Origin of the sequence: Corallococcus caeni, assembly GCF_036245865.1 — a bacterium.
In the GTDB taxonomy this organism is placed as follows: domain Bacteria; phylum Myxococcota; class Myxococcia; order Myxococcales; family Myxococcaceae; genus Corallococcus; species Corallococcus caeni.
Map to the genome: position 1 here is coordinate 1,216,194 of NZ_BTTW01000001.1, position 14,679 is coordinate 1,230,872.

17 protein-coding genes and 1 pseudogene are annotated in these 14,679 nt (G+C 66.1%); 10 read left to right on the plus strand and 8 right to left on the minus strand.

All coding sequences use genetic code 11. The annotated features are described in order from the left end of the window. Positions 1-592 precede the first annotated feature (592 nt). The 4 genes and pseudogenes from AABA78_RS04800 to AABA78_RS04815 form a co-directional block, all read right to left on the minus strand. Complete coding sequence (locus tag AABA78_RS04800; protein WP_338261847.1) at positions 593-1,018, minus strand: imm11 family protein; 426 nt, start codon at positions 1,016-1,018, stop codon at positions 593-595. A gap of 41 nt (positions 1,019-1,059) precedes the next feature. Next, complete coding sequence (locus tag AABA78_RS04805) at positions 1,060-1,632, minus strand: imm11 family protein (protein ID WP_338261848.1); 573 nt, start codon at positions 1,630-1,632, stop codon at positions 1,060-1,062. Between the two features lie 3 nt (positions 1,633-1,635). After that, entirely contained in the window at positions 1,636-2,964 is a 1,329-nt protein-coding gene (locus tag AABA78_RS04810) for an AHH domain-containing protein (protein ID WP_338261849.1), read from the minus strand. Between the two features lie 384 nt (positions 2,965-3,348). Next, positions 3,349-4,179 (minus strand): annotated as a pseudogene (locus AABA78_RS04815) (phage major capsid protein); the annotation flags it as partial. 329 nt (positions 4,180-4,508) lie between these two features. Between AABA78_RS04815 and AABA78_RS04820 the strand changes: the two are divergent. Beyond that, positions 4,509-5,996 carry a hypothetical protein gene (locus AABA78_RS04820; protein WP_338261850.1) on the plus strand — a complete coding sequence of 496 codons (1,488 nt, stop codon included), beginning with the start codon at positions 4,509-4,511 and terminating at the stop codon, positions 5,994-5,996. Between the two features lie 267 nt (positions 5,997-6,263). Here AABA78_RS04820 and AABA78_RS04825 read toward each other — a convergent pair whose 3' ends face one another. Beyond that, the gene (locus AABA78_RS04825) at positions 6,264-6,581 is read right to left on the minus strand and encodes a hypothetical protein (RefSeq protein ID WP_338261851.1); all 318 of its coding nucleotides are present in this window, start codon (positions 6,579-6,581) and stop codon (positions 6,264-6,266) included. A gap of 378 nt (positions 6,582-6,959) precedes the next feature. Here AABA78_RS04825 and AABA78_RS04830 point away from each other — a divergent pair, with 378 nt between their 5' ends. Next, positions 6,960-7,259 (plus strand): hypothetical protein, encoded by a 300-nt coding sequence (locus AABA78_RS04830; protein WP_338262390.1) that lies wholly within the window; start codon positions 6,960-6,962, stop codon positions 7,257-7,259. On the opposite strand, the gene AABA78_RS04835 is transcribed toward AABA78_RS04830, so the two are convergent. Beyond that, complete coding sequence (locus AABA78_RS04835) at positions 7,202-7,411, minus strand: NlpC/P60 family protein (protein ID WP_338261852.1); 210 nt, start codon at positions 7,409-7,411, stop codon at positions 7,202-7,204. The two genes, AABA78_RS04830 and AABA78_RS04835, sit on opposite strands and share 58 nt — an antisense overlap. Between AABA78_RS04835 and AABA78_RS04840 the strand changes: the two genes are divergently transcribed. Beyond that, positions 7,352-7,759: a hypothetical protein gene (locus tag AABA78_RS04840; protein WP_338262391.1), complete on the plus strand. Its 408-nt coding sequence runs from the start codon at positions 7,352-7,354 to the stop codon at positions 7,757-7,759. The two genes, AABA78_RS04835 and AABA78_RS04840, sit on opposite strands and share 60 nt — an antisense overlap. Before the next feature lie 21 nt (positions 7,760-7,780). Here the strand turns inward: AABA78_RS04840 and AABA78_RS04845 are convergent, their stop codons facing one another. Then, positions 7,781-8,125 (minus strand): hypothetical protein, encoded by a 345-nt coding sequence (locus AABA78_RS04845; RefSeq protein ID WP_338261853.1) that lies wholly within the window; start codon positions 8,123-8,125, stop codon positions 7,781-7,783. A 311-nt stretch (positions 8,126-8,436) separates the two neighbouring features. Continuing rightward, positions 8,437-9,048 (minus strand): hypothetical protein, encoded by a 612-nt coding sequence (locus AABA78_RS04850; protein ID WP_338261854.1) that lies wholly within the window; start codon positions 9,046-9,048, stop codon positions 8,437-8,439. A 244-nt stretch (positions 9,049-9,292) separates the two neighbouring features. Here AABA78_RS04850 and AABA78_RS04855 point away from each other — a divergent pair, with 244 nt between their 5' ends. The 7 genes from AABA78_RS04855 to AABA78_RS04885 all read left to right on the plus strand — a co-directional run bounded on the left by AABA78_RS04855 (position 9,293) and on the right by AABA78_RS04885 (position 14,661). Then, entirely contained in the window at positions 9,293-9,439 is a 147-nt protein-coding gene (locus AABA78_RS04855) for a hypothetical protein (RefSeq protein ID WP_338261855.1), read from the plus strand. A gap of 455 nt (positions 9,440-9,894) precedes the next feature. Continuing rightward, positions 9,895-10,320 carry a hypothetical protein gene (locus tag AABA78_RS04860; RefSeq protein WP_338261856.1) on the plus strand — a complete coding sequence of 142 codons (426 nt, stop codon included), beginning with the start codon at positions 9,895-9,897 and terminating at the stop codon, positions 10,318-10,320. An 18-nt stretch (positions 10,321-10,338) separates the two neighbouring features. Next, positions 10,339-10,920, plus strand: coding sequence for a hypothetical protein (locus AABA78_RS04865; RefSeq protein ID WP_338261858.1), 582 nt, complete (start codon positions 10,339-10,341; stop codon positions 10,918-10,920). Continuing rightward, positions 10,910-12,073, plus strand: a complete 1,164-nt coding sequence (locus tag AABA78_RS04870; protein WP_338261859.1) for a terminase large subunit domain-containing protein — start codon at positions 10,910-10,912, stop codon at positions 12,071-12,073. The genes AABA78_RS04865 and AABA78_RS04870 overlap by 11 nt, the downstream gene beginning before the upstream one ends. Continuing rightward, complete coding sequence (locus AABA78_RS04875) at positions 12,074-12,427, plus strand: hypothetical protein (RefSeq protein ID WP_338261860.1); 354 nt, start codon at positions 12,074-12,076, stop codon at positions 12,425-12,427. It begins immediately after the preceding gene. A 44-nt stretch (positions 12,428-12,471) separates the two neighbouring features. Further along, on the plus strand, positions 12,472-13,254 hold the full coding sequence (locus AABA78_RS04880) for a hypothetical protein (RefSeq protein WP_338261861.1): 783 nt from the start codon (positions 12,472-12,474) through the stop codon (positions 13,252-13,254). Between the two features lie 54 nt (positions 13,255-13,308). Next, a complete protein-coding gene (locus tag AABA78_RS04885; protein WP_338261862.1) occupies positions 13,309-14,661 on the plus strand; it encodes a phage portal protein in 1,353 nt (450 codons plus the stop codon). Positions 14,662-14,679: the final 18 nt, after the last annotated feature.

The following is a 14,679-nucleotide window of genomic DNA, read 5'->3' on the forward strand; positions in this document are numbered from 1 at the left end:
TGGAGTTGCGCCAGCGTGGGTGCGGCGACAGGGGTGAGTTTCTCTGCCGCGAGGGATGAGCTCGCCGAGAAAAGACTGGCGAGGAGCAGAGGCCACCGGGGCCACGGCTTGGACATGGATTTGACTCCACACAGCATTCAGGGGAACTCCCGCCGTCAGCACCCGAGGGGGCGTGCTGCCACCGGAAGGATCACGCTCATGGAGCAGGGGCCGGACAGCCCCAGACCTTTGCCCTGGTGCTTTCCACCATCAGCGCAATTATCAACCATCATACAGTTTCCAAACCCCAAGGAAATAGGGGGTGACCCCAAAGGCCACGGACCGGCCACAGGACGCACACGAAGTGCGGTGGCTCCACACTGGGTCCTGGGTATTTGGCGCGGCGCGGCGGCCTTATCCAGGAGGGTTTGGAATACAATCAATCAAAGACAATCCACCCAGACACGAACAGCCGGAGAGTCAGGGGCCTGGGCGTGGGGGTGGCTGAGTTCGCGCTGGTGGACGCTGCCGGAGCCCAGCGTCGGACAGGGTCCATGCGCGGTGGTGGCCAACGCCCGAGCCAGGCGCTACCTCGGAGCCATGGAGTCCGTCGCTAGACTTCTTCAAACTCCGTCCCTGTGGCCTCCATGCGTTCCAGGGCTTCTTTGACATCGTCCCGGACAATCAGCGCGATAGCCCAGCCCCGGGGGCGGAAGATTTTGGCGCCACCCACCTGCGCCGGGTCGATCCGCATCCCTCGCACGTCCCGGTACCTCCCCAGCTTCTCGGGCCGCCCATCTTCAGGGGTCCATTTCCGGACGTGCCTTGATGCTCGTTCGTCAATGCACTGAATGAGTTGGGTCGCCACGAGAATGAAGAACGGCTCAGGGTGGCCCTGTATCTCCACGGGCAGGGTCTGCACTTCCTCGGGAGCCAGCTCCGTGAGCGCGGAAGCCACTCGGGCGTGGACCACCGGGGCCGCGAACGCCGCTTGTGAGAAGTCGAGCGCCCTGCCGGGTACATCCACGGGAAGCTTCAAGCGTCCCAGGTCTGGAAGTTCGGCGACTGCAGCGGGGCCGTTCAGACCTCTTCGAACTTCCCCCCCAAGGTGCCGCTTGCCTCCAGGGCATCCTTGATCTCGCCATCGACGATGATGGGAATACTATACCCCCAAAGCCTGAACACCCGGGCACTTCCAACCTTTGATTTATCGATCCGAAGCCCCATGACAGATCGATACTGACCTGCCTTCTCGGGCATCACATCGTCAACGGTAAAATACTGCACCGACCTACAGGCAGCATCATCAACACAGCGTATCTCGCGCTGCACATTGAGCAAATGAAACGGCCTGGCTTCGCCTACCACCTCAACGGGAAAGAGCTGCACGTCGTCGGAGGCCATCTCACGAAACACTGACGCAGCCCGCGTACCGACAATGGGCGTGAGCCCCACTCCGGCAAAATCAACATCCAAAGGCGCACCGGAGCGATACACTGGAACACACAGCTTCTCGCGAAGCTCGATAGGCCGCCCTCGCCTAAACTGCCAAATATCGTCGATCTCGTTTCCCTGAGTATCTGTAGGGTCGCCTAGATACCATCGTCCTTTCACATAAACATCAATCGTCAAGCTGAAAAAGCGACGTTCCATGATTTACTCCCGAGCCGCCCCTGCAATGAGCTTCCGCAGATCCGACCCCTCACTTACGAGGTCCCTCGCGATCTTGGCAAGTTCCGCAACCAGGGCAATCCTGCACTGCGCGACTCCTTTGCAGTCCTGCGTTGCCAGATTGACTCGGTTGAATACCTCCTGATGGTACTCGCGAGGGTGCGGCCCCCGGTGCCCCCGAATTCGGACCTGATTGGTTGGATCATCGAGCTTCATGTCGGCCCTCTTGAACACCCTTTCAAACAGCGGTGTCCACGGCCCTCCCGAAGCGGTCGAAACCTCGTTCTTGTCGGTGCAAATGTGATGAACGTCGCCATCGGGATCGCCCTGAATACCTCCCCCAGTGCCGACGGCAGGGCGAGCCCCCACGCCAGCACCGGGGCCCATAGCGACCGCGGCAACAGCAGTCGGAGCAAGCGAAATGTTGAGGACCCCAGCAGACGAGACCGAGATCGCCTGGACCCCTCCCGATAGTGCGCCGGCAAGTACGAAGCCCCCTTCTGCCTCTGCCCTGACCGCCGCCTGAGCGAAGCCCGGCATTCTCGGCCCCTGAGCCGCCATCGCGTTCTTACCGCCGAGCGCCGACAGGGCGACGATCACGAGCACGCGAGCGCCGTTGTCTCCAAGGATCTTTCCGAAGCGATGCCCCGCGCGCTCCAGCTCCGAAACGTTCGCGGCGTCCCTCGATTCGTCCATGAGGCGCAGGAACCCCCGCCCGAGATTCCACACCGGACCTGTACCGAGATAGGCAATCAGCGATGCAGTTAGCGCAACTGCAATGACCTTCGTAATCGGCTCAGGCGCGACGAGCATCACAAGCGCTGTCCCGATCATCGTCGTCACCATGGCCCGTAAAGCAGCCCCGTTCACCATGTCTCGGATGGCATCCTCGACGCCTTCCCAGACTGTATCGAGCGCGAAGTAGAGCGCCATCATACGGCGTTCCATCGGCCCGAACGTAAGCCCACCCGCCAACATCCCCATGCAGCCGTTGGGGTCGTCCTGTCGCTGGCAGATTCGCTCGTAGGCCGACGGGACGGCTCGCCCCTGAGCACCGTCAACGACTCCGCCATTCGACGCGAGCAGGGAGCGACGGTCATCCCACTCAACTTCCTTGAACGCGACATCTAATTTCATGTCGAGAACAAGCTGCGTGACAGCTTGCTTGAAGGCATCCCGCCCTATCTCGACAGGGTCGGACTCAAGGGGCGTGTAGCTAATTGTCTTGCCGTATCCCGTGTTGAGGTTGACGACCCGAGTCGTAGCGCATCCGGCCGTCAGCAGCATCAGCACGGCTATTACGAAAGCTCTCATGTGGCCCCCAGGTTCAGCCGCCAGCATCAGCAGCGATCCGCCACATACCAATCGGATCTGACAACCCCAAAAGCTCGCTAGAATTCGTGGCTATCGGCAGACATTTCCACCCCAGACGAACGCCCCATTGACAAACGGTATGCTGTAGGCAGCGACATGCCTTGTCGGCAGAAGGTACGCGCCGAGCAGCTCGTTTCCCAGCCATCCGGACGGCCCTTCATCCAGTCCGGGTCCAGGGGGCTGCCCCGCCGACCGCGATCGCCCGACAGTTACCCTCGAGGCCCGCCCTAACGTGCATGCCAGGCCGGAGGGCGTGATCGGCGGCGACGGTTAGGCCCGGGGTTACCCACTCCTCGGCGACCTTCGCGGTGTCACGCTGTCGGGTTAGTAGGTGATCGAGCTGAACGCCTTCGGCTGGCGCAACCGGAAGTCGCCCTTTACGATCGCGCGGATGGTCGTCTCGTCGTGCTCGGCGCGGGTGTCGTGCTCGGAGAGGATCAGGTCCTCGTCGAGCCCGTAGAGGAATTGACGCCAGTCGCACGAGAACGTGATCCGCGACACGGGTACGCGCGTGGTCATCACGAACGGGAAGCCACGAATCGTCCCCTTGTCGAGCATCTCCCCTCGGAAGAGGAAGAGGCCAGACTCCTGGAGCTGCATCAGCGCGGTTGCCCGCCTCGGGTGGATGACCCACGCCGCAGCCCCCATGCGGACGTGAGCGGGCAGCGGCAGCTCTACCGCCTTGTCGATGTCCGCGAGGTAGGCCGACGCGGTCGTGCCCGTGCTCGCGAACACCAGCGCGGCGTCGAGCTGAGCGAAGAGCCCCTTCGGCGCGGCGCCTGTACCGTCATTGTTGAAGCCCGCGTCGTCGAGACCATCGGCCACGGTGGAACGGATGTCCTCGCCCACGCCCGCGTCTCCCACGCCCGGCGTGCGCAGCAGGTTGTTGCTGATGTCCGTCAGCACCATGCCCTTGTGCTCCTTGAGCACGATCTTTCCGTACTTCGGCGCGCTCCTCGGGACGGTCACCCCCTCGCCAACCCACTTGAAGACCGAAGTCCCCGTCTGCGTACCCATGTGCAGCTCGCCGCGAAAGGCCTGGGTACGCACGCCGAGCTTGAGCAGGGCCGCGTCGGGCCGCAGGAACTCGATCACTTGGCCGCTCTGCTGGATGGGCACCAGCACGCCCGCCGAGTCGAACTTGCTGAGCTGAACTGGGCTTGGCCCGGCTCCGTGGACAGCGTGGTTATGCTGCCTGAGCTACCGGTGCGGCACAGGAGACGGCATCCGGAACGGTGGCCGGCAGGGTACGTACTTCCCCTCATAACCTTTCGCGCTACATCCACGCGCCCGGTTGTAACCGAATGGGTTTCAATCCAAGCCATTCTCAGATGCACGCTCCACTCAGACCCATCACAGGCCCTGTTCTTGCTCTGCCTTTGGTTGCGCGGTTCTCTTCCCGATGGCGCTCTTCCGGGCCTGTTATTTCCCAGCCCTACCGTTCCGGCCGCGTCCACTGCATCCCTTCAAAGACAGAGGAACGCATGAACCACCCCCTCCACCGGTCCCTCCTGGGGTCCGTCCTGAAGCTGTCCACGGTGCTCGCGCTCGCCTGGAGCGGCGCGGCTGGCGCGCAGACGTATACGCAAGGCGTCACGGACAACTTCACCCTGCCCACGGAGCCTGTGTCGCCCAGCCCGGGCCTGCAGACCTGGGTCGCCGCCAACTACTCCCTCCCCGGCATCCGCCAGTTTGATGAGCAGGGCGCGGACCGCTACTTCGCCACCACCTTCTCCAACCTCACCACCGGCGGCCGCATCTGCGGTGCCACGCTCCGCATGACGGTGCGCAGCGGCGGCAGCAACGACAGCATGGGGTTGTGGTTCGTGAACCCCGCCGGCGCCTTCGCCGCTCCGGGCTGGGGGGAGTCGCTCGCCAACCTGGGCATCCCCTGGCTCAGCACCGGCGTCGTGGCGCTCAACCTGGCCTCGCTGCCCGGCACCGGCACCAACCTGCTGCCCACGCTCAACGCTCAGGGCTACCTGGACGTCATCGTCCAGGATGACAGCGCGGTGGATTCCGCCACGCTGGTCATCACCCGCTGCCGCACGGACGTCTTCATCCGCGACATCCCGAGCGACGTGGGCGTGGAACCGGGCTCCTACGGCTCCACCCCCATCTGGATGAGCCCGGACATCCGCGTGTGCCAGAACGCCGGCTGCCCGGGCAACGAGAACCCGGAGTTCGGCCAGACGAACTTCGTCTACGTGAAGCTCAACAACGTGGGCACGCCGCCCTTCCCCACGCCGGCGCCCACGTCCGGCACGCTGAAGGTCTACTACACGGCCTCCGGAGGCGCGGCCGTCTGGTCCACCAGCTGGACCCTCATCAACACCGTCACAGTCAGCATCCCGGTGGGAATCACGGAGGTGCAGGTGCCGTGGACCTCTGTCCCCGCCCCGGGCCACTACTGCCTGCTGGCGGTCTGGGAGGGGCCCACCGATCCCATCAGCTTCCCGCTGCTCCCCGGCTCCAACACGCTCGTGTCCACCGCCCAGAACAACAACCTGGCGTGGCGCAACGTGAACGTCGTGAACCTGTCGCCGCTGCGCCCGGCCGCGTCGTTCGACTTCCGCGTCCTCAACGTGCTGGCGGAGCGCTCGTCGCGTCTGGAATTGGAGGTCCGTCCGGCGGCCGGCCAGGCCTCCTTCATCGAGCGCGGCCAGATGCTGCTCAAGCTGGACGAGGCGCTGTGGGCGAAGTGGAGCCGCCGCGGCACGGGCTTCGAAATCGTGGGGGAGGGGCTCGTGCGCATCACCGATTTGGAAGGCGCACGGCTCACGGACCTGGTGCTGGCGCCGGGGGCGGAGGCGCACGCCACCGTCACATTCCAAGCCGACGTGGGCGACCAGACGGAGACCTTCGAGATGCAGGTCGTCCAGCACTCGGAGTCGGAGGCCACCGGTGACAAGGTCGTCGAGCAGGGCGGCGTGAGCTACGCCATCACCCTGGGCCGGGACGTGAAGAAGTAGCCCGGAAAAGGAAGAGCCTGGCAACCCGTACTGGATTGCCAGGCTCTTTCACTGTGGAGGCGGAGGGAATCGAACCCACGGCCAGCGTTGCGAAAACCCAAGCAGAATCGCGCCCTTACCTCGCAAACGCCCGGAACCATTCGGATTCGATTTCCCTCCGCATCCCGCCCTGTCCCGGCTCGTCCCAGCACATTCCGCAGGCTCCTGCGACATACGTGCAACATGGCGCCAGCCCCCGAGCAGTGAGGGCCGGCACCGGGCGCCGTCCTAGTTCGTGCTGAACTCGTCCTGTGATGCCGCGAAGCTCCGGGGCGTGCGAATGCCCAGCTCGTTCAGTGCCTCACCCGCCCGCCTCATCAGCGAGTGCAGCTCGGCTTCCGCTTCGTCGGGGCCGTAGACCTTACCTTCCCCCAGCCATCGGCGAAGGTCTGCCGCCAGCTCGCGCGCCGTCTGGTAACGGTCGGCCGACGACCTTTGGAGAAGCCGGCTCAACGTCACGCGAAGCCCCTGCGGAAGAGGCTCCGTCAACGCCTCCAGGTCCGCCTGTGTGTAGGTCGCCGCACGCCAGATCGCGTCTTCGACCACGGCTTCACTTCCCGCCAGCCGGGCCCGCCTGATGGCACGCTCGCGACGCGCACGATCAAAGAGTGCTCCACTTGCCGCGCCTGGCGCTGCACCGCGCCCGGGTGCCCGACTCACAGCTGCGCGACGGGGGTGTCGCCTTGAGCCGCTGCCGCCTGCCGGCCGTGCGCTGCGAGCACTGCGGGGCCACCCGCTTGGGCGACGCCATCCCCAGGACGGCAGGCTGTCGCCCCACGCGCCGCGCGTCGCCTCTGAGTCCGTGCGCGTGAAGTACTCCAGTCCCTGGCCCACCTGCCGCCACGGGGTCGCGTCGCTGGCCGACTGCGTGGACCGGCCCGTCCCGCCCGCCTGTCGCCCGCAACTCACCTTGGACACGACACCATGAGCACCTGCCCCACGCATCCCGCTCGCCCACGCCGCCGTCCCGTGCCTCCTCCACCTCCGGAGGTGCCCGCCGACGAGCCTGTGCCGGAGGGCATGGTGCGTCTGCTGTCGGGGCAGCTCGTCACCGAGGAGGACGCGAGCCAGGTGATTCCCGGCCAACTGCCGCCCGAGGCGCGCTGGCCAACGCCCACGGACGTTGTTCCCGACATCGGCCTCCAGCCTCCTGAGGACGGATGTCCTCACGCTGACGAACTGGAGCACGTGCGCGCCGAACTCGCGTCCTTCCCGCCCACCTGATGGAAAGCCCAGGTTACGAGGCCGGAGCAGTCGAAGAGCCGCGGGCCGTCCTTCGCTGCGGGTTGCCCCTTCGCGCCCCACCTGTAGGGCGAGTGCATCTGCGCGAGGACGAGGGCGAGGAAGGCGGCGCGCTGCAAGGTGATGATGGGCATGGCGGGCTCCGGGGACTGCGAGATGTTCCCCGGAGAAGGAGCGCCCTTCTGCCTGACACCTATGGCAGTGCTATCCTGGCGAGGCAGCACAACCTCTTAAATCAGGAGAAGCGCATGCGAGTGGCAATCATTGCCGGGTTGATGGCGGTCGGGATGCTGGCGGGATGTGGCGGCAGCTTGCCGGCCGAGGAGGGCCATGCCAATGAGGTGGGTACGGCCCAACAAGAATTGGGTTGCCAACCCTGCTACAACGAGTACGTCGTCTGCATGCGCCATGCTGGCGGCGATATAGAGCAGCAGGAGAGTTGCATGATTGACCGGCAGTACTGCCTGGAAACCTGCGGCTGACACACCCAGCGATGAGCGTCGTCACGGGTGGCCAGGGCCCGCGTCCTTGGCTACCACGTTGGCCGCGTGCTGGAGCTGTCGTGCAGTGCGGTCCCCCATCAGCAGCTCCACCTGGTTCACCACCTGGTGGATCTGCGGCCGCGCGGCGCCCATCCAGTCCTCCAGCCCCCGGAGACGCAGCTCAAGCAGCTTCAGCAGTGCGCTGTGCTCGTTCACCACGCGCAGCTCAGCCTTGATGTCGCGCACGTCCTGGGCCACCGCGCCCAGCGACTGCACCAGCAGGGGCACCTGGTCCACTGCGGCCTCGTGCTTCGTCTGCCGGCGCGACAGCAGCCCGTTGAGGAGGGGGACGAGGCGCTGGCTCACAGCCAGGATGAGGACGGCGGACTCGGTGCTGACGGGGGGGCATGCCCTGACAGAAGGGGCGGCCCCCTACCCTGGAGCACGCGGACTGCGATGCGCGGCGGGCGCCCAGCGCGTCCACACCCGCCGGGACACTGCGCCGGGCGGGCCCGGGACGAGCTCACGTCGCCAGAGCCTGCCGTCCGGACCTCGGCGGAAGCCGCGAGGGAGCGCCACGCCCGCGGGGCATCCTGGTTCCGGGCACGGCAAGTCCTCGCGCTCGCAGGGACGCGCGCAGGACCTCCACTTCTCGTCCATTGACGGTGTCACTGCGTTCACGAGAGCGGGTTCTTACGCTTCAGCTCCCCAGACTTATGCATCGCAAGGAGTGAACAGACATCATGATGACTCTGCCAGCGAGCATTATCGATTTGCGCTCGCCCGTAGACACAGTCCATCATCACGTAGCTCGAATCTTCTTGCCCCGGCGAACGGTGGCCGACGTATCGAGCATACACGCCTTCCGGCAGGGTAATCACCAAGTTTCCAAAGGCATATGTGCCGGCAAGCTCGTCTATGAACTCGACCAACTTGGCTGGCTCATAGATTTCACATCGACAGTCCTCTTGCTCCGCAGATCCAACTGCTCGGCAGCGACACCCTGTCGTCACAACATTCATGACGACAAGACACCTGCTGGGGAAGTCGAGCCGATAAAGGACCTCGTAATCATCCGACTTCACATCCCTGATTGGACCCAAGTCGATGTGCCCTGAAACCGGTCGGGCTTGGGAGTCGTGACGGCTGCCTGCTTCCGCTGAGAGTGCCTTCAGTTCCCGGTCAATGCGCATTCTCGTTGCTTGCGGCAGAGCGTCCAGCAGAAGCTGTTCGAACGGCGAATTGACCTTAACCTCGTACGGCAATTGGGTTTGCGTCTGGTTTGGCATGGCGACTTCCCTCCTAAGAGGTTGCCAACCTAGCGCTGTGTCCAGAGCGAGTGAACGCCCCCACGAGAAAATGAGCGAGCCTGAACTCGTGGACTCTTGTCGGGAGCGACCGCAATCTGGAGCACGGCCAAGCGGTGGTGGTGCAGGGCCAGTTCATGCGCCCCGGCTAGAAGGCATCACGCGGAAATGGGTTCGGCCGGGGGCAGACAACCCCAGCCCCGACACTGGCGCCACCCTGCACCTAATGAAGCGGGCGAAGGAGCTAGCGCTGCTGGAGGAAATGGGCGCGGCGCGAGGCCTGCTCTCCGTGAGCAAGGCCCGGCTCCCGGCGCGGCTAGTGGAACTCCAGCCCGGAGACGCCCTGCGCGCCAGCGTGAATCTGGTGGTGTGATCCCGAGCGGATTGGCGAGCGGACGAGAGCGGCCGAAGCTGACACTTACCTGGTCCGACGGTGCGACAAGGTGTGAGCCGGGAGCTCATGCTTGCTTCAGCAAACCCGGGAGCCAGCACGCCATGTCACGAGCACCGGGCCCGTACCAAGTTTCTCGGTGCGAGGATGTGGGCCCAACCTCCCCCTAGGGTGGGAAACCGCAGATGTAGGACAAAATTAGGATTGCTCGGCGCGCTGCAATCTTGCGACGCGGATTCCTCGCGGTTTTTCCGAGGGGAACTGACAGACGACCCCCCATTTTTTGGGGCCCTACGCGTTCCTGGCGGCCCGTAGGCGCGTCCTGTCACTTCGGCCGGGGCCGTTGGGCGTCCCGGCGCCGCGCGCGCCAGCGGGCCAGCGGGCCAGCGGCGCCCCTTCTGGGTGGTGCAGGCCTACCCGCCGTCCAGGAGCACCGCATGCCCTCCCCGTCCACGTCGTCCGCCGAGCTCACCGACCACAGCGTGAGCGCCAAGTCCGCCCGCTGGCGTATGGCCTCCACCGACTCGTCCGCCGGCACCAACCAGCCCGAGCCGTCCGACGTGGACCGCAAGGTGGGCGACTTCCACGTCGCGGTGACCGCCGACATCTCCAGCGCCGCCGCCGAGCTCAAGGCGCTCGACGCGCAGATCCAGGAGACGGCCGCCTCCATGGCGCAAGTCGCGTCCGGCCCCGTCACTCCGTCCGCCCTCGCCGCCCTCATCGCCTCGGCGAGCAGCGCCCTGGCCACGCTGCACGCCGCGAACATCGCGGGCAACGTCGTCGGGAGCGCGGTGGTGGAGCAGGTGGCCGGCGACGTCGCCGCGCTGGTGGCCCGGGCGCACGCCCTCGCCTGCCCCGGGTAGCCGCCCCTTCTGGAGGGGGTGTCCCCTCCGCGTGGCTACGACCCGAAGCCCCCTCCCGGCATGCCGGCCGGGGGGAAGCGCGCGCCGAAGTTCTCCGGGCCCGCCACCACCCTCACCTACAAGATCCAGACGGCCATCGTCGCGGAGCTGCGACAGGGCTCCACGAAGCGCATGGCCGCCGCGCTCGCGGGCACCACCGAGGCGCGGCTGCAGAACTGGCTGCGCCGCGGGCGCGAGGCCATCGAGTCCGGCAAGCGCAGCCGCTACACCGAGTTCGTCGTGGAGGTGGAGCGCGCCCAGGCCGAGTTCCAGAAGAGCCGGGTTAAGGACGCGCTGGACTCCATCAGCGACAAGACGATGGACGGCCGCGGTGCCCGCTGGTTCCTGGCGGTGACGGCGCCCAAGGACTTCACCATCCCGCGCGAGCCCGCCACGCCCGCGGGCAACGGGCACGGTCCTCTCTTCGAGGTCATCACCCCGGACGAGGCCCGCGCGAAGCTGGACGAGAAGCTCGCCACCTTCATCGCCAAGCACCTGAAGGCCCAGGCAGCGAGGGACGTGCCGCCGGAGCCCGCCCTCGAGGACGGCGATGGGGACTGACGCGGGCGTGGCGAAGGCTGGGGAGTCGCTGCTGGACGGCATCCCCGTCATCACGGCGGACAGCCACGGCCACCACAACCTCATCCAGCAGCTTGCGCTCGCGGCCCACGCGGCGGACGGCACCACCACCGGCCACTGCAACGCGCTGGCCTTCACGCCCCAGGAGCTGGTGCTCCTCTACCACGAGCACCGGTACTGGCTGCGCCCCGTCCAGCGCCCGCCCGCGCACTTCCGCACCTGGTTCTTCATGGGCGGGCGCGGCACCGGGAAGACGTACGCGGGCGCCGCCGCTGTCATCGACGAGGCCCGCGCGGACCCCGAAGCGCGCATCCTCATCGTCGGCCCCACCTACTCCGAGATCGTGAAGAACCAGATGGAGGGGACGAGCGGCATCCTCACCATCTCCGCGCCCTGGTTCTTCCCAAAGGTGGAGAAGTCGCGCCGCAAGCTGGTGTGGCCCAACGGGGCGCAGGCCACGTGGCTGCCGGCGAAGAACGCGGACAAGTTCCGCGGGCACCAGTACACGTTCATTTGGGCGGACGAGCCGGTGGCGTGGAAGGGCGACGCGGTCGCCGTCTACAAGGAGTGCCGCGTCGTCAACCGCCTCACCACCACTTGGATGCGCGCGCAGGGCCTGCCGCCGCGCATGGTCATCACCACCACGCCTGCGCCCACGGTGCTCTTCCGCGAGATGCTCGGCGACCGCGAGGGCTTGGTGCTCGCGCGCAGTTCCACGCTGGAGAACCTCGCCAACCTGGCCCCGGACTACGAGGCCTACGTGCGCCGGGTGATGGAGACGCCCGAGGGCCGGCGCGAGTTCATGGGCGAGCTGCGCTTCGACTTGGACCCGGCGCTCTACCGGGGCGTCAACTGGAACGCCTCGCGCATCGATCCGAAGAAGGCGCCGAAGGAGTACGACGCCATCATCGTCTCGGTGGATCCGGCGACCGGGGAGAAGAAGGGCGCGGACATGCACGGCATCGTCGTGCTGGGCGTGCGCCTGGAGGCGGACGGACTGGACCACGTCTACGTGCTGCAGGACGCGTCGCTGCGCACGCCGGAGCCCGAGGTCTGGGCGCGCGAGGCCATCAAGGCGCTGGAGGCCTGGGAGCCCTTCGCGAAGAAGCGCAGCAACGGGAAGCCGAACGCGTGAGTGTTCGCCGAGAGCAACACGGGCGGCTCCATGGTGAAGAGCACCATCCGCACCGTGAAGAAGGTGAAGGTGCTCACCGAGCGCGCCATGCAGTCGAAGGCGGAACGCGCGGCGCCGGTGTCCTCCTACGCGAAGGCGGGCCTCGTCCACATGGTGGGCAAGCACGACAAGCTGGAGGCGCAGCTGGCGAAGTTCACCGGCCAGGAGGGCGGCCACGCGAGAGACGACCGGGCGGATGCCTTCGCGTGGCCCACCTACCTCTACGTCATCCCGAAGCGCCGCAACGCGGGGGCCGCCGGGCGCAGCATGACACCAACCATCGCAACCACCAATCCTGACGACGCATCAGACTAGCGCTACACTGAAGATCGATTCCGCTTCATTTGGGAGGCAGCAAATTGATAGTCACGGCAGACGACTTCGTCGCTCTCGGACATCGACTCACTGGCCCAAACAGGCTTCGTTCAGGAAAGGCTGCTCTCGTCTTCGATAAATTGGTTTCCCATGTAGAGCCGCAACTCGTGCTAACCGACACTGGAGCTGCGGTCGACTGGTTCACGATGGTTGAGACGATTCGAACCAACTTGATAGCTGAGCTTGGCTCTGCTCCTGGGGAACTCGAACAAGTGGCGAAATTCGTCACGAAGTTTTGGAAGCTCTCGGGGCAGCACGCATTGCGCCAACTACCGTTCATCAGAGACGCAAAACTCAGGGCGGTCGCTGAGGATGACTGGAGCCGTGCCGTAGGGTCCGCTCAGCGCGAGGACGCAAAGACGACAGCCATTACCGCCGGAAGCGTCGTTGAAGCCATTGCGCTCGATATCATCGAACCCATTCCGCCAGCCGATACCGTGAAGCTCAGAGATTGCCTAAACGCCCTACCAGAAGACAGGCGCCGCAAGCTGCATATGTCGCCCAAGAAGACGGCCCCACAGGATTGGACGTTTGCATTTCTCATTCTCGCCCTGGGCCACGAGGGACTTAAGGTGCTCACGGAGAGGACTCATGACATTGGCCACACGCTGAGGGATTGGAGGAATTACGTCCACCCCGACGTATCACGCAACGCGCCCCCGCTCTCGCCAGTGGATGGCCGTATCGCCGTGGCCTTCGCTGAGAAAGTGATTGAGGAGGCCGAGGCCTGGCATAATGCCGGCAGGTCGCTGGTAATTCCTCCTTGAGGAGTACTCGTCGCGCGCATGCAATGATCGCCATGCCGCCCCTTCTCGGAGGGCATGGCCTCCTTCCTCCGTCGCGCCTTCAAGGCCCTGGGGCTGCTGCCCGACCCCCAGGGCTCTCTCGTCCACGCCCTGCCTCTCGTCAGCTTCAGCCCACGCCGAGGCAGCCGTGAGGTGCTGCGCGCGTACAAGGAGAACGGGGGGCTACGCACCGTCGTAGACACCGTGGCGGAGGCGGTGGCCACGCCCCGGTGGCGCGTCTACAAGCGCGCCCGCCCCGGAGTCCTGGGCGTGCTCGAGCACCGGCTGAAGTCCGCCAACCCCCGGCTGCGCACCAAGGCGCTGAAGGAGGCCACCGCCTCCGGTGAGTTGGTGGAGCTACCGGACCACGAACTGCTGCGTCTGCTGGAGGCGCCGCACCCGCGCTACCCCGGCCGCGCCTTCCGGAAGCTCAGCCAAGTGCACGTGGACCTGGTGGGCGAGGCCTTCCTCTGGCTGCGCCGGGACGACACCGGGCGCGTCGTGGGCTGGGAGGTGGTGCCCCCGCATCGCGTGATGATGACGCCCACGCCAGAGAGCCCCGTCTTCTTCCTCAGCCACAACACCTTCATCGGCGCGGTGCCCGAGGCGGACGTCCTCTGGTTCAAGCACCTGGACCCGGAGGCGCCCGAGGACCGCGGCGCCGGCGCCGGCATGGCGCTGGGCGATGAGCTGGACACGGTGGAGGCCATCTCCCGCGCGACGAAGGCCACCTTCGAGCGCGGCGGCATCCCCGCCGCCATCGTCGGGGTGGACTCGAAGGCCTCCGGCGCGGACATGGAGGAAGTCGTCGAGGACCTGGAGAAGAAGTACAAGGAGGCCTTCGCCGGGCCGGGCAGCGCGGGCAAGGTGTGGTTCGCCCCCGCCGGCGTCTCTCTCGCCCAGGTGCAGGTGAACTTCCGGGAGCTCCAAACGGAGGAGCTGAAAAAGGGCCTGCCGGACTTCATCCGCCAGACGTACAACGTGCCGCCGGAGCTGGTGGGCGACCTCACCTCCAGCAACCGCTCCACCGCGGAGAGCGCCGAGTACACCCTCGCGGACTTCGCCGTCCTGCCCCGGCTGGAGTTCTGGCGCTCCTGGCTCCAGCACTGCCTGGTGCCTCTCGTCGATAGGGACGCCATCCTCGACTACGAGGACCCGCGCCCCCAGGAGTTCGAGCGCGTCTTCCGCCTCATGACGACGCAGCCCACCGAGGCTTTCACGTACAACGAGGTGCGCGAGCTGGCGGGCTACGAGCCGGATCCGCTCCTCGAGGGCAAGCGCCCCCCGCCCTTGCCCGGCGCCGGCGGAGGCAACAACCCGCAGTCGGCGTCCGCGAACGCCACACCCAACCCGCCGCGCGACCGCAGCGGCGAAGAGGGGCGGCTGTAGCGCCAGGCGCCGCCCCTT

Excerpts from the sequence above, each read along its gene's own strand:
- AABA78_RS04805 (WP_338261848.1), bottom strand. The coding sequence starts at position 1,632 with ATGGAACGTCGCTTTTTCAGCTTGACGATTGATGTTTATGTGAAAGGA.
- AABA78_RS04810 (WP_338261849.1), bottom strand. The coding sequence starts at position 2,964 with ATGAGAGCTTTCGTAATAGCCGTGCTGATGCTGCTGACGGCCGGATGC.
- AABA78_RS04820 (WP_338261850.1), top strand. The coding sequence starts at position 4,509 with ATGAACCACCCCCTCCACCGGTCCCTCCTGGGGTCCGTCCTGAAGCTG.
- AABA78_RS04830 (WP_338262390.1), top strand. The coding sequence starts at position 6,960 with ATGAGCACCTGCCCCACGCATCCCGCTCGCCCACGCCGCCGTCCCGTG.
- AABA78_RS04835 (WP_338261852.1), bottom strand. The coding sequence starts at position 7,411 with ATGCCCATCATCACCTTGCAGCGCGCCGCCTTCCTCGCCCTCGTCCTC.
- AABA78_RS04850 (WP_338261854.1), bottom strand. The coding sequence starts at position 9,048 with ATGCCAAACCAGACGCAAACCCAATTGCCGTACGAGGTTAAGGTCAAT.
- AABA78_RS04855 (WP_338261855.1), top strand. The coding sequence starts at position 9,293 with ATGAAGCGGGCGAAGGAGCTAGCGCTGCTGGAGGAAATGGGCGCGGCG.
- AABA78_RS04860 (WP_338261856.1), top strand. The coding sequence starts at position 9,895 with ATGCCCTCCCCGTCCACGTCGTCCGCCGAGCTCACCGACCACAGCGTG.
- AABA78_RS04870 (WP_338261859.1), top strand. The coding sequence starts at position 10,910 with ATGGGGACTGACGCGGGCGTGGCGAAGGCTGGGGAGTCGCTGCTGGAC.
- AABA78_RS04885 (WP_338261862.1), top strand. The coding sequence starts at position 13,309 with ATGGCCTCCTTCCTCCGTCGCGCCTTCAAGGCCCTGGGGCTGCTGCCC.